The 13,915-nt window shown below is 71.9% G+C and carries 9 protein-coding genes; 7 read left to right on the top strand and 2 right to left on the bottom strand.

What is annotated here, in order from left to right:
* The first annotated feature begins 168 nt into the window (after window positions 1-168).
* On the top strand, window positions 169-900 hold the full coding sequence (locus ABZV00_RS30695) for a hypothetical protein (protein ID WP_355612610.1): 732 nt from the start codon (window positions 169-171) through the stop codon (window positions 898-900).
* Between the two features lie 37 nt (window positions 901-937).
* On the opposite strand, the gene ABZV00_RS30690 is transcribed toward ABZV00_RS30695, so the two are convergent.
* Window positions 938-1,819: an RNA polymerase sigma-70 factor gene (locus tag ABZV00_RS30690; protein ID WP_355612607.1), complete on the bottom strand. Its 882-nt coding sequence runs from the start codon at window positions 1,817-1,819 to the stop codon at window positions 938-940.
* 233 nt (window positions 1,820-2,052) lie between these two features.
* Here ABZV00_RS30690 and ABZV00_RS30685 point away from each other — a divergent pair, with 233 nt between their 5' ends.
* Window positions 2,053-2,436: a DoxX family protein gene (locus ABZV00_RS30685; protein ID WP_355612604.1), complete on the top strand. Its 384-nt coding sequence runs from the start codon at window positions 2,053-2,055 to the stop codon at window positions 2,434-2,436.
* 146 nt (window positions 2,437-2,582) lie between these two features.
* Here ABZV00_RS30685 and ABZV00_RS30680 read toward each other — a convergent pair whose 3' ends face one another.
* Window positions 2,583-5,291, bottom strand: coding sequence for a glucosidase (locus tag ABZV00_RS30680; RefSeq protein ID WP_355612601.1), 2,709 nt, complete (start codon window positions 5,289-5,291; stop codon window positions 2,583-2,585).
* 42 nt (window positions 5,292-5,333) lie between these two features.
* Here ABZV00_RS30680 and ABZV00_RS30675 point away from each other — a divergent pair, with 42 nt between their 5' ends.
* The 5 genes from ABZV00_RS30675 (at window position 5,334) to ABZV00_RS30655 (ending at window position 13,897) form a co-directional block, all read left to right on the top strand.
* A complete protein-coding gene (locus ABZV00_RS30675) occupies window positions 5,334-7,280 on the top strand; it encodes an amylo-alpha-1,6-glucosidase (RefSeq protein WP_355612598.1) in 1,947 nt (648 codons plus the stop codon).
* A gap of 140 nt (window positions 7,281-7,420) precedes the next feature.
* On the top strand, window positions 7,421-8,755 hold the full coding sequence (locus ABZV00_RS30670; protein WP_355612595.1) for a glycosyltransferase family 4 protein: 1,335 nt from the start codon (window positions 7,421-7,423) through the stop codon (window positions 8,753-8,755).
* A 389-nt stretch (window positions 8,756-9,144) separates the two neighbouring features.
* A complete protein-coding gene (locus tag ABZV00_RS30665) occupies window positions 9,145-10,356 on the top strand; it encodes a transposase (protein ID WP_355612592.1) in 1,212 nt (403 codons plus the stop codon).
* Entirely contained in the window at window positions 10,353-12,143 is a 1,791-nt protein-coding gene (locus ABZV00_RS30660; RefSeq protein WP_355612589.1) for a serine/threonine-protein kinase, read from the top strand. Before ABZV00_RS30665 ends, ABZV00_RS30660 begins: the two co-directional genes overlap by 4 nt.
* A 119-nt stretch (window positions 12,144-12,262) precedes the next feature.
* Window positions 12,263-13,897 (top strand): serine/threonine-protein kinase, encoded by a 1,635-nt coding sequence (locus ABZV00_RS30655; RefSeq protein WP_355612586.1) that lies wholly within the window; start codon window positions 12,263-12,265, stop codon window positions 13,895-13,897.
* Window positions 13,898-13,915 lie beyond the last annotated feature (18 nt).

Here is a 13,915-nt window from a genome sequence, read left to right as displayed (position 1 = left end):
GGCGACGCAAAAACAGGACGTGGAGCCCACGTAAGACCCGTAAGACCTGCATGCGCAGGCGGGGCGGCGGGCCGTGAAGCGTCTAGACCGGCTCAACCGGTCAACGTCGCCCGGCAACGGACGACTGCCAATCAGGAGTCACGTTTGCTCACTGAAAGGTAACGGGATGTGGACTACACCTTCGGCGCCAGCATCAGCGTGACGCCAGCCCTGACCGTCGCTGGAGAGGATCACCGGCCGGTCGTCGTACGCCCGCAGGTCTGGTTTGCCACCTATGCGCTGGTCCCCGGCCGGGCCGCGCAACGGAGGCTGGACCCCAATTTCCACGGTACGGACGACGTGACCTGGCTGTTGTGTCAGCGGGTGGGTGGACGGGACCTCGCCGTGGGGGCCGAGGGTCCGCAGTTCTTGATTGATCTTGCCGAGAGTCGGGAGGCGCAGAAGGCCGCCGCCCCCGCCGTCGAGGACATCGAGGCCTGGCAGGGGCGGCGCTGCCAGTGCGCGCAGGCGGCCGACGATGACCAGCGGTGCGAGGGGCCCCTCGACCTGATCCGCGTGCTCCAGAACGACATTGTGCTCCAGGGTTGCTACGGGCACGCGGTAGATGTCCTGAAGCGCGACCCGTCGGCCGAAGCCGAACCGGGCACGACGCCGGGATATACGACGGCGGCATTGGCGGCGGCGGCGCAGGGGGTAGCGGAACTCGGCGGGCCGCGGCGTCGCGACAGCCTCGACCAGGAACAGCGGCAGGTCCCGCCGAGCCAGGAAGGCGAGCACGGGCAGCCCGAGTCCGGCCAGCCAGCCGCCCAAGAGGTTCGAAGCATCCCAGGACCGTCCGCACCAGGCGACGGGCACACCCGCCCCGCATGGTGGCGCCGCCTGCTCGGGTCGGCCCGCTGACGACCCGATGGCACCACCAGTCATGCGGGCCACGGATTCAGCGGTGCAGGGCGGTCTCCCGCTGCATATGCGACAGCTTCTCGGGATTGCGCACAGCGTAGAGCCCCGTGATGAGGCCGTCGTCGATGCGTAGCGCCACGACCGTGTCGATCTCGCCGTCGAGCCGGAGGACCAGCGCCGGGTAGCCGTTGACCTCGGCCGGCTGTATCGACATGGCCGCGATCCTGACCTTCCTGGTGACCAGCAGCCGGGCGACCTTGCCGGCCCCCGTGACGGGCCGCAGCAGCGCTTGTTTGACTCCGCCACCGTCACCCATGAGCACGACATCCGGCGCGAGGATGTCGAGCAGGCTCTGCATGTCGCCGGTCTCGACCGCCCGCTGGAACGCCTCAAGCGCACCCCGGGCCTCGGCCGGCGAAACAACCCCGCGCGGCCGGCGCGCGGCGACATGTACTCGTGCCCGGTGGGCGATCTGACGGACCGCCGCCGGGCTCTTGTCGACGGCTTCGGCGATCTCGTCGTAGGCCAGATCGAACACCTCGCGTAGTACGAACACCGCCCGCTCGGTCGGGGCGAGCGTCTCCAGCACCAGCAGCATCGCCATCGAGACGTTCTCGGCCAACTCGACGTCGTCGGCGACGTCGGGCGTGGTCAGCAGCGGCTCGGGCAGCCAGGAGCCGACGTAGGACTCCTTGCGGCGGCCGAGCGTACGCAGCCGGTTGAGCGACTGGCGGGTGGCGATCCGGACCAGGTATGCGCGCTGGTCCCGCACCGTCTCAAGATCGATGTCCGCCCACCGCAGCCAGGTCTCCTGGAGGACGTCCTCGGCGTCGGCGGCCGAGCCGAGCATCTCGTAGGCGACGGTGAAGAGCAGGTTGCGGTGGGTGACGAATGCTTCGGTACCCGGATCCGCGCTCATGACTGCGCTCCCGGGTTCCGGAATGTGCTGGCCACCGGCGGCTCCTGTCCTCGATCTCGGCTGCGTCGCTCACAAGACACCGCTCCGCTGGTTTCGGTGACAACAGGCGCTTGTGACGGGCGTCACCTGGCCGAGCTGTCACAGGAATCGAGCCGGCGGCATCTCCTGCCCGAGCCGATGGCGACGCTGACTTCGAGACCAGAGTCGCCGACAACCCTGCGAGGAGAAACCTCATGAACGTCACTCTGTGGGTCGCTGCCGGACTGCTGGCCATAGTCGCCCTGGTTGGCGGCATCAGCAAGACTTTCGTGCCCAAGGAGAAACTGGCCGAGGCCCCCGGCGGAGGGTGGACCGAGCACGCCAGCGTCGGCTTCGTGAAGACCCTCGGGGTCCTCGAACTCCTGGCTGCGGTCGGTCTGATCCTGCCGGCCGTGCTCGACATCGCACCGGTGCTGGTGCCGGTGACCGCCGTCTGCTGGGTTGCGCTGATGGTCGGCGCGATGATCACCCATCTCCGCAATGGCGACGGCGCGTTCATTGCGCTGAACCTGGCCTATCTCGCCCTGGCCGCCTACGTGGCCTGGGGACGATTCGGACCCGAATCCTTCAACGGCTGACGAGTAAGGTCGCACAAGGCTGAGCGACCCGCAAGATCGTGCTCGATCCAGGATCCAGTGGCCTCGGGGCGTCGGGATGCCACTACATCATGGATCGAGCACGATCATGCCGCCGGCGTACGCCGGGCCGCCCGGCGGCGGTGGGGTCAGCGGCGCAGCGTGAGGATCAGGTCGGCGACCAGGGCGGTCCAGCCGGTCTGGTGCCAGGCGCCCAGCCCGGCCCCGTTGTCGCCGTGGAAGTACTCCGGGAAGGCGATCAGGTCCCGCCAGTCGGGATGGGTCTGGAAGATCCGGCACGCGCCGTAGATCGGCCGTCGACCCCAGTCGTCCTGGGTGAACAGCGAGATCAGCCGGGCGGAGAGGTCGTCGGCGATCTCGTCCAGCGTGCGCTTCACCCCGGAGCGGGTCGGATACTCCACCTGAAGGTCGTCGCCGAAGAACGCCGCGTAGTCGCGCAGTGCGCTGATCAGCAGGAAGTTCGTCGGCATCCAGATCGGGCCGCGCCAGTTCGAGTTGCCGCCGAACAGCCCACTGGTCGACTCGGCCGGCTCGTAGCCGACGCAGAACTCCTGCCCGCCGAGGGTGACCGAGAACGGCTTGTCCAGGTGGGCGCGGGACAGTGTGCGCAGGCCGAAGTCGGACAGGAACTCGTCGGGGTCGAGCATCCGGGCCAGCAGCCGGACGACCTGCTCCGGACCGACCATGGACAGCAGCCGCTGCTGGCGGCCGTCCGGGCCCAGCCGGCGGGTGCCGATCACCTCGGCGTACTCCGGGCGGTTGGTGAGGAACCAGCGCAGCCGCGCCCCCAGCTCCGGCAGCCGGTGCAGGGTCCGGGCGGTGAGTCGGGTGGTGGCGGCCAACGGCAGCAGTCCGACCACCGAGCGGACCTTCAACGGCACCTTCGTGCCGTCAGCGAGCCGCAGCACGTCGTAGAAGAAGGCGTCCTCGTCGTCCCACAGCCCCTGCTCGTACGCGGCGGCGGCGATGTACGCGAAGTGTTCGAAGAACTTGGTGGCGGTGTCCACCCAGGTCCGGTCGTGCTCGGCCAGCACGATCGCCATGTCCAGCAGGTTCAGCGCGTACATGGCCATCCAGCCGGTGCCGTCGGACTGCTCCAGCACACCGGCCACCGGCAGCGCCGCCGACCGGTCGAACGGCCCGACGTTGTCCAGCCCGAGGAAGCCGCCCTCGAAGACGTTGTTGCCGCCGGTGTCCTTGCGGTTGACCCACCAGGTGAAGTTGAGCAGCAGCTTGTGCATCACCCGGGCCAGGAACTCGTAGTCCCGGCCGCCGTCGATCTCGAACACCTTGAGCGCCGCCCAGGCGTGCACCGGCGGGTTCACGTCACCGAACGCCCACTCGTACGCCGGGATCTGCCCGTTGGGGTGCAGGTACCACTCGCGCAGCAGGAGCAGCAGTTGCTCCTTGGCGAAGCCCGGGTCGACCCGCGCGATGCTCACGCAGTGGAAGGCCAGGTCCCAGGCCGCGTACCAGGGATATTCCCACGGGTCGGGCATGGAGATGACGTCGAAGCTGGTCATGTGCCACCAGGCACTGTTGCGCCCGTGCCGGCGTCCGGCCGGCGGCGGCGTCGAGCCCGGATCGCCGTCCAGCCAGCGCTTGACGTCGAAATGGTAGAACTGCTTGCCCCACATCAGCCCGGCGATGGCCTGCCGCGCCACCAGCGCCTCGTCGGGAGTGGCGGCCTCCGGGATCACGCTGGCGAAGAAGCGGTTCGCCTCGGCCCGCCGCGCCCACACCACCGCCTCGAAGCCGTCGCCAAGATCCGCGCGGGGCGGCGGCGCGGCGGCCGGCGGCGACGCGGTGCGGGTCAGGCGCAGCCGGATCTGGCGCTGACCGCCGGCCGGCACATCGAGTACGTAGTGCAGCGCCCCCTTGGTGCCCTCCCCCGCCGGGTTGACCGTCGCCGCGCCGTTGACCACGTGGTCGTTGATGCCGTCCTTCGGGTAGCGGGAGCGGCCGGGCAGGCCCCAGAGCCGTTCGGCGTTGGTGTCGTTGTCGCAGAGCAGCGGCACGGGGTCGCCGTCGCCCTCCAGCAGCAGTTGGCCGAACACCCGGTGCTCGCCGACCAGCCTCGCGCCCTCACCGGTCAGCCGGGGAATCCGGTCACCGCCGGGCAGCCCCCAGGCCCAGGTGTTGCGGAACCACAGGCTGGGCAGCACGTGTAGGGTGGCCGCCCGGTCGCCCCGGTTGGCCACGGTCACCACCATGCACAGGTCGGTGGGGGACGCCTTGGCGTAGTCGACGGTCACCGCCCAGTACCGGTCGTCGTCGAAGATCCCGGTGTCGACCAGCTCGTACTCGGTGTCGTCCCGGCCGCGCAGCGCGTTCACCGCGACCAGTTCGTCGTACGGGAAGGCGGCCTGCGGGTAGTGGTAGCGCCAGCGCATCCAGGAGTGGGTGGGCGTGGAGTCCTCGTACCACCAGTACTCCTTGACGTCCTCACCGTGGTTGCCGCCGTCACCGCCGAGGCCGAACATCCGCTCCTTGAGGATCGGGTCCGTGCCGTTCCACAGCGCGAGGGCGAAGGCGAAGGTCTGCCGGTCGTCGCAGACGCCAGCCATCCCGTCTTCATTCCACCGGTAGGCTCTGGACCGCGCGTGGTCATGCGGGAAGTAGTCCCAGGCCGTACCGTGCTCGCTGTAATCCTCCCGTACCGTCCCCCACGCCCGTTCGGACAGATAGGGCCCCCATGCGCGCCAGTCCTGCTCCCCCGAGTTGGCCTGAGCGAGCCGGAGCCGCTCAGCGTCGGGTGGCGAGGCGTCGGAGGACGATCGGTCAGTGATCACGTGCACATCTTTGACGTCGCCGCGGTACTTGACCACAGCGGCCATTCTCGTCGTGGCGTGTTACACCCCGCCGCCGGTGGAGGAAAGTTGATCGACATTCGCTTCGGCCCGCAGGTCTGCGGCGACCTGACCAGCGCCGCCAGCCGGGAGTGGCTGGTGCCCGACGGCATCGGCGGTTACGCCATGGGCACCGTCGGTGGGCTGCGGACCCGCCGCTACCACGGTCTGCTGGTGGTGCCCGGCGAGACCCCGGCGTCCCGTCGGGTGGGGCTGGTCAGCCTGGACCCGGCGGTCACCCTGCCGTCCGGCGCGCGGGTCCGGCTCGGCGCGCACGAGTGGTCCTCCGGCGACGTCGACCCGCGCGGCTTCGAGCTGCTGGAGCGCTTCGACCTGGTCGGCGGGCTGCCCCGGTGGCGGTGGCGGATCGGCGCGGTGGTGATCGAGCGCGAGCTGGCCATGCTGCCCGGCCGCTCCTGCGTGGCGGTGGTGCACCGGTTGGTCGCCGGCGGGCCGGTCCGGCTGGAGCTCTCGGCCGCCTGCACCTGGCGCGACGCGCACGGCGAACGGCGCGCCGACGGCCCGACGCCGCAGGTCGAGCCGGTGGCCGGCGGCGCGGTCGTCGAGGGGGCGTACCGGCTCGCCGGCCCGGGCTGGGCGCCGGAGGGGCAGTGGTGGCTGGGCGTGCACCACCGCGAGGAGGCCACCCGGGGCCTGCACGCCGACGAGGATCTCTGGTATGCGGGACGCTTCGCCGGCGAGTTGGCGCGCCCCGGCGACACGGTGTCGGTGCGGGCCTGGGCCGGTCGGCTGGATGAGGAGCCGCCGCCGGCCGAGGAGATCGTGGCGACGGCACGGCGGCGTAACCGGCAGGTGGTGGCCGCGGCGAAGCCGGCCGACCCGGTGCAGGCGACGCTCGCGCTGGCCGCGGACGCGTTCGTGGTGCGTCCCGGCGGCGGCGCGGCGATCGACGTGGTGGCCGGGTACCCGTGGTTCGGCGCCTGGTCGCGGGACACGATGATCTCGTACGAGGGGCTGTTCCTTTGCACCGGCCGCGCCGAGGAGGGTCGGGAGCTGCTGCGGGCGTACGCGGCGACGCTGTCCGAGGGGATGCTCGCCAACACGGCCGACACCGGGCGGGTGGAGTACAACACCGTCGATGGCACGCTGTGGTTCCTGCACGCGGTGAGCCGGCACGTCACGATCACCGGCGATACCGACCTCGGCGACGAGCTGCTGCCGGCGCTGCGCACGGTCATCGACGCGCACCTGGCCGGCACCCGCTACGGCATCGGCGTCGACCCGGCCGACGGGCTGCTCGCCCAGGGCGCCCCGGGCACCGCGCTGACCTGGATGGACGCCCGGGTGTACGGCGTGCCGGTCACCCCGCGTACCGGCAAGCCGGTCGAGGTCAACGCGCTGTGGATCAACGGGTTGGCCGGGCTCGCCGAGCTGGCCGAGCTGGCCGGGCAGGACGCGGGCGAGCTGTGGCGACGGCACGGGCAGGCCACCGCCTCGTTCCGGGACCGCTACCCGACCCCGACGGGCTGGCTGCACGACGTGCTGGACGCGCCCGCGCCGGCGTACCCGCTGGGCGGGGCGGCCCTGCACGACGACGACGCGCTGCGCCCCAACCAGTTGCTGGCCTGGTCGCTGCCGTTCGCGCCGTTGGAGCCGGACGAGCCGACGCTGCGCCGGGTCGCGGCCGGGCTGCTGACCCCGCTCGGGCCGCGCAGCCTCGCGCCGGACTCGGCGGAGTTCGTGGGCCGGCACCGGGGTGGCCCGGCCGAGCGGGACGGCGGCTACCACCAGGGCACGGTCTGGCCGTGGCTGCTCGGCCCGTACGTGGACGCGTGCCGTCGGGGCAAGATGTCGGTCGATGACGTCTTCATCGGTATTGAGGCGCATCTGACCGAGTTTGGGCTAGGCTCGGTGAGCGAAACGGCCGATGGCCTCGCGCCGCATGCCGCGACCGGCTGCCCGTTCCAGGCGTGGTCAGTGGCCGAGCTGCTGCGGGTGCGCCGAAAGGGCCAGTAGCGCTTTACACGACCGCAACGGCGGTGTCTCCGCTGGTTATCTCGACCCCGGCAGGATGGGTCGGAGATCCAGACGCGACGGCAGGCACCGGCTCCGGTGCCGGTCGGCGCGCGCCCGGGGACAACTCAAAGGGGGCCGCAATGTCACCCGACGCCCACGTGATCGACATCCACCCCGCCCGGCAGCTGCGGGTGCTGATGCTCTCCTGGGAGTACCCACCGGTGCTCGTCGGCGGCCTCGGCCGACACGTCCACGCCCTCTCCGTCGCCCTCGCCGCCGCCGGCCACGACGTCACCGTCGTCACCCGCCACGCCGACGGCGCACCCCTCGAGGAGTACGCCGACGGCGTCCGCATCCTGCGCGCCCCCGAAGACCCCGTCATCTTCCCCCTGGCCACCAGCTCCCTCCTGGCCTGGACCATGGCCTTCAACCACACCCTCACCCGCACCGCCCTGCGCGCCACCGAAGCCGGCACCTACGACGTCATCCACGCCCACGACTGGCTCGTCGCCCACACCGCCATCACCCTCGCCGAACACCTCGACCTGCCCCTGGTCACCACCATCCACGCCACCGAGGCCGGCCGGCACCAGGGCTGGCTGCCGGAGGAGATGAACCGCACCATCCACGGCGTCGAGCACTGGCTCAGCGCCTCATCCACCCGGGTGATCACCTGTTCGGGGTACATGCGCGAGCAGGTGACCGCCCTGTTCGACCTGCCGGCCGCGCAGGTCGACGTGGTGCCCAACGGAGTCGACAACCGTGCCTGGCGCGCCCGACCGCGCGCGGTCGCCTCGGCCCGGGCACGCTTCGCCGGAAAGGGCCCGCTGATCGGGTACGCCGGACGGCTCGTCTACGAGAAGGGCGTACAACACCTGGTGCACGCGGTGCCCCGGCTGCGCGAGCGGCACCCCGGGCTGCGCGTGGTGATCGCCGGCGACGGCCCGTACCGCCCCGAACTGGAGGAGGAGGCCCGGCGGCTCGCGCTCTGCTCGACCGTCCGCTTCACCGGCTTCCTCGACGCCACCCAACTGCCGGCGGTGCTCGGCGCCACCGACGCGACCGTGGTGCCCAGCCTCTATGAACCCTTCGGCATGGTGGCGCTGGAGGCGGCGGCCGCCGGGGCGCCACTCGCGGTGGCCCGCACCGGCGGGCTCGCCGAGATCGTCGAGTCCGGAGTGACCGGCGTGACGTTCCCGCACAGCGACCCGGACGCGCTCGCCGGGGCAGTCGGCCAACTGCTCGGCGACGAGGTCTTCGCCCGGCGGATGGCCCGGCGCGCCCGCACAATGGTCGGCGAGCGGTACGGCTGGGCCACCATCGCGGCCCGCACCGCCGCCAGCTACGCCTCCGCCCGTCGCGAGCACGGTCCGCTACAGGCCCGACGGGCCGCCGCCCGACTGGCGGGCGAACGTACCCGGATCGCCATCCCGGAGGGCAATCTGCTCGCCGCGGCCGACCACGCCGCCTGCTGAAGCTAAGCGGATGACCTATAGGCGGCCCCCGATCCGCTGGTTAGGGTGTACCCGGGACAGCGGCTGAAGAGAATGAACTCTAGGCGGGTGTTATTGCTTAAGCTCTTTCTAGAGTTGGTCATCATGAGGAGCATCTACCGGATAGGCGACTTTGCTAAGAAGCTCAAGGCGGCGGACGTGACCGGGGGGTCGTCGTGAAGGTGACCCGGATCGCCTATTCGCACCGCCTCAACGCGGGGAAATATCAGGCGCTGGCTGAGCAGGCGCGGCGGTTGGGTGCGGTCCGCATCGAGGTGTGGCAGCGGTACGGGTCGACCGCAGGGGCCGGGCTGAAGGACCGGCAGGTTCGCGACCGGTGGCTTGCTGAGGGCGTCCACCACCAGTTCGGGGTGCTGGCCAACGCGTGGAAGGAAACCGTCCGTGACGCCATGGCCGATATCGCCGCGGCCCGGGAAGCGGCGAAAGCGCGGGGGCGTCAGGCCGTTCGACGGCACGCCGGCGACCAGACGCAACGCAAGAGGCTGTTTGGACTGCTGAAGGCCGACCGATGGGCCGATGACCCGTACCTGTCGCGGCAGATGCGCTCACACTGGCGGCGCGGGCACAACCACACCCATAACCAGATCGTGGTGCGCGCCGATCAGCACCATACCCGGGCTGACGACGCCGGCCGGTTGTGGCTGGCCGTACCCGGCCTGGTGCGGCGCCAGATGATCCGCATCCCGTTGAACACCACCGTCGCCCCGACGGGCACGCTGCGGCTGATCCTGCGCGACGGCCGGGTGGAGATGCACTACCAGATCGACGCCGCCACCATGAAGACCTCACAGCGGCTGTGTGGCACCGCGACGCTCGGGGTGGACAAGGGTTACACCGAGGCGCTGACCGACTCCGACGGCAACCACCACGGCGATCGCCTCGGCGACCTGTTGACCGCCGAGTCCGACCGGATCAAGGAACGAAACCGCCGCCGGGCGAAACTGCGCTCGATCGCCAACACCGCCGCCCGGCGCGGCGACCGGGCGAAGGCCGACCGGATCGCCACGAACAATCTCGGCACGCTCAAGCGCGACCGGCAGGCCGCCCGTCACCAGGCGCGGGTGCGCACGGAGATCTTCATCGCCGTGCACCAAGTGGTGGACAAGGCCACCGTCGTGGTGGCCGAAGACCTGACCAAGACGTTCACCGGGCGCAAGCAGCTCGGCAAGAACACCAACCGGCGTCTCGCCGCGTGGACCAAGGGAGTCACCGCGGAGGCGCTGAAGAATGTGTCGGAGCGCAGAGGTTCTGCGCTCGTGCACGTCAACGCCGCCTACACCTCACAAGTCTGTCACCGCTGCGGCTGTTTCGGCCGCCGCGCCGGGGACCGGCTTCACTGCACGCCGTGCGGGGTGGTGTGGCAGGCCGACGTGAACGCCGCGATCAACGTCCTGCGACGACATGGTGACCCCGACATCAACCTGCACACCCCGCATCGCGCGGTGAGGCAGATCGTCCAGGCGCGGGCCGATCGCCACCGGAGCAGACTGCCGCTCCCGGACTCCAGCCCGGTACGCCGAGCGGAGAGCGAAACATCCGCATTGCCCATCAGAAGGCAATGACAAGGAAGCAGTGTGCACAGGTGCTGATCGCCGGTCGGTACCGGCTCCTCGACCTGGTGGGCCGCGGGGGCATGGGCCGGGTGTGGCGGGCCCGCGACGAGATGTTGCACCGCGAGGTCGCGGTCAAGGAGGTCGTGCCGCCGAGCTGGCTGGCCGACCACGAGCGGGCCGAGCTGCGCTCGCGCACCCTACGGGAGGCACGCGCCGCGGCCCGGCTCAACCATCCCGCCGTGGTCCGGCTCTACGACGTCGTCCCGGTCGAGGGCAGCCCGTGGATCGTGATGGAGTACGTCCCGTCGCGCACCCTGCAGGACGTGCTGGACGACGAGGGGCCACTGGAGCCGGCCCGGACGGCCCGGATCGGCCTGGCCCTGCTCGGCGCGCTGCACGCCGCGCACGCGGCCGGGGTGCTGCACCGCGACATCAAGCCGCAGAACGTGCTCATGGCACACGACGGGCGGGTGATGCTCACCGACTTCGGGCTGGCCACCTTCGACGGCGGCGACGGCGCGATGACCCGCCCCGGCATGGTGCTCGGCTCTCCGCAGTACGTCGCCCCGGAGCGAGCCGCCGAGGGGGTGTCCACCGTGGCCGCCGACCTGTGGTCACTCGGGGCCACCCTGTACGCCGCCGTGGAGGGCCGCTCCCCGTACGCCCGCAGCACCGCGATGGCCACGCTGAGCGCGTTGGCCACCGGGCCGCCGGACCCGGCCTCGCGCGCCGGATCGCTCGCGCCCGTGCTCGCCGGGCTGCTGTGCCGCGACCCGCGCCACCGCGTCGACCACGACGAGGCCCATCGGTTGCTCACGGCCGCCGCGACCGGCGTCACCGGCCCGCACCCGGTGCCCGACCCGGACGACCGGCCCGACGTGTCCACCGACCTGTCCGATCAGGACCTCACCAGCCGGCTGTCCGAGCCCGACGTACCCGCCGCCACCGGGGCCAACGCCCCGGACGAGCCGGTCGCCGGAGATGTCACCGCCGACCCACCGGCTCGGACGTTCGGCCGACCGGCCGGGCGGCGTGCGGCGCGCCGGGCGGGCCTGGTCGTCGCGGCGTTGCTGGTGGCGGCCGCCGCCGGCGTCGGCACCGCGCTGGCCGTCACCGGCGACGAGCCGACGGGGACCGCCAGCCGGCCGACCCCCACGCCGTCACCGGACCGTTTGCCCGGCGGTGGCGGCCCCGACCGCGCGCCCGGTGGTGGTGGCCCGGCCGGGCCGTTCGGCGATGGCGGCAACCGGCCCCCACCGTTGGGCGGGCGGGACCTGCCCCCGCCCCCGTTTCCGTGCGTCCGCCCGGACATCGTCGGCGCACCGGTGCCGGCCAGGTCGCCGGCTCCCGGCGAGGAGTTTCGCCCGCCGGACGGCTGGGTCTGGCACGCCGACACCACCGGCTTCCGGGTCTCCGTACCGGCGAGCTGGCACTACTACCGGGACCGAGCGGTGGCCTGCTTCCAGGACCCGGCGACCGGCCGGGTGTTCAGCGTCGCCGAGGGTGGCGCGGCGGATCCGCTGGCCCGGCTGCGGGCGCTCCGCGACGCGGCGGCCGGTGACGGGGCACTGCCGGGCTACGACGAGATCCGGTTCGCCGCCAGCGGCGGCGGGGCGGAGTGGGAGTGCCGGTGGGACGCGCCGTACGGCGCCCGGCTGCACGCCCGACAACAGGTCGTCGATCCACCCGCCGGGGGCGGTCGCTGGATGCTGGGCTGGACCACCGACGACCGGGACTGGACCGCCGCCGGCGCGGACTGGACAGTGTTGCGAAACAGCTTCCGATCACCCCGCTGACCTGCACCGTACGGTCGTGCTCCCGACCACCGTCCGGCGTGGATCGAGGCCGCTCAGCGGATGAGAAAACCCGCGTCGGTGGCTATCGTGTAACCCGGGGTGACCGAGGGGAAGCGGCCGTGCAGCAGTTGCTGATCGCGGGTCGGTACCGGCTGCTCGACCTGGTCGGCACCGGCGGGATGGGCCGGGTGTGGCTGGCCCGCGACGAGATGCTGCACCGCGACGTCGCCGTGAAGGAGGTCGTGCCGCCGTCCTGGCTGGCCGAGACCGAACGCGCGGAGTTGCGGCTGCGGACGCTCCGCGAGGCGCGCACCGCCGCCCGGCTCAACCACCCCAACGTGGTCCGCATCTACGACGTCGTGCACGACCGGGAGAGCCCCTGGATCGTGATGGAGTACGTGCCGTCCCGCTCGGTGCAGCAGATCATCGGCGACGAGGGGCCGCTGAGCCCGCAGCGCACCGCCCGGATCGGGTTGGCCGTGCTCGCCGCGTTGCGGGCCGCGCACAGCGCCGGGGTGCTGCACCGCGACGTGAAGCCGCACAACGTGCTGGTCGCCGACGACGGTCGAGTGGTGCTCACCGACTTCGGGCTGGCTACCTTCGACGGCGGCGACGGGGCGATGACCGGGCCGGGCATGGTGCTCGGTTCACCGCAGTTCGTCGCCCCGGAGCGGGCCCGCGACGGGGTGTCGAACCCGCGTACCGACCTGTGGTCGCTGGGCGCGACGCTCTACGCGACGGTCGAGGGGCATTCGCCGTACGCCCGGTCGAGTGCGATGGCCACGCTCAGCGCGCTGGCCACCGAACCGCCCGACCCGATTCGCCGTGCCGGGCCGTTGCGTCCCGCGCTCACCGGGCTGTTGCAGCGCGACCCCTGGCGGCGGTTGACCGCCGCCGAGGTGGAGCCGCTGCTGCGGAGCGCGGCGACGGACGACGACGAGCCCACCGAGCCGGCCCGTTCCGCGGCGGTGGCGGCGGTACGCAAAGCAGGCCGCGCCGCCGTGCCCGCTCTGATCGACCAGTCGGCCCAGCCCGCCGACCCGGCGAGCCGGCGACGCCGGCCGGCGCCCCTTCCCGGCCGCCGACGTCGGCGGCTGCTCGCCCTGGGCGGTGCGGCCACCGTCACCACGCTGCTCGCCGCGGTGGGCGTCACGCTTGCACTGATGAATCGCGGCGACGGACGAACGCCGCCGTCCGGCTCCGGGGGCGGCGTCACCACCCCCCGGCCGGCCGCGTTCGCCTGCGCGACGCCCCCGCCACCGACCGCCGTCCCGGTGCCGTCGGTGCCGCCGCCGGCTGGCGCACGGTACCGGCTGGTGGAGGGCTGGACCTGGCACGACGACCCGGCCGGCTTCCGGATCGCCGCGCCGGTGACCTGGCTGCGCTGGACAGAGGAGGCGGTGACCTGCTTCCGGGAGCCCGACGGCCCTCGGGTGCTCAGCGTCGAGGCTGGGCCGGCCCGACCCGATCCGGTGGCGTACTGGAAGGCCGAGGAGGCCCGGCTCACCGGCGGCGAGGCGCTACCGGGCTATCGCAAGGTGGACATCTCCGCGCTGGACATCTTCGCGGGCGGCGCGATCTGGGAGTGCGCCTGGGAGAACGCGGCCGGCGACCGGGTGCACAGTTTCCGGCTGCTGACCAACACCTCGGCCGGGCGCGCCTACACCGTCTCGTGGTTGACAAAAGAGTTCGACTGGCAGGTCAACGCGACATACTTGCCGATGATCCGGCAGAGCTTCACCCCCGCACTCTGAGACCGTCCGTTGTGGACC

Origin of the sequence: Micromonospora sp. NPDC005173 (assembly GCF_040608515.1) — a bacterium.
In the GTDB taxonomy this organism is placed as follows: Bacteria; Actinomycetota; Actinomycetes; order Mycobacteriales; family Micromonosporaceae; genus Micromonospora.
This window is presented reverse-complemented; position numbering and strand designations above follow the sequence as displayed.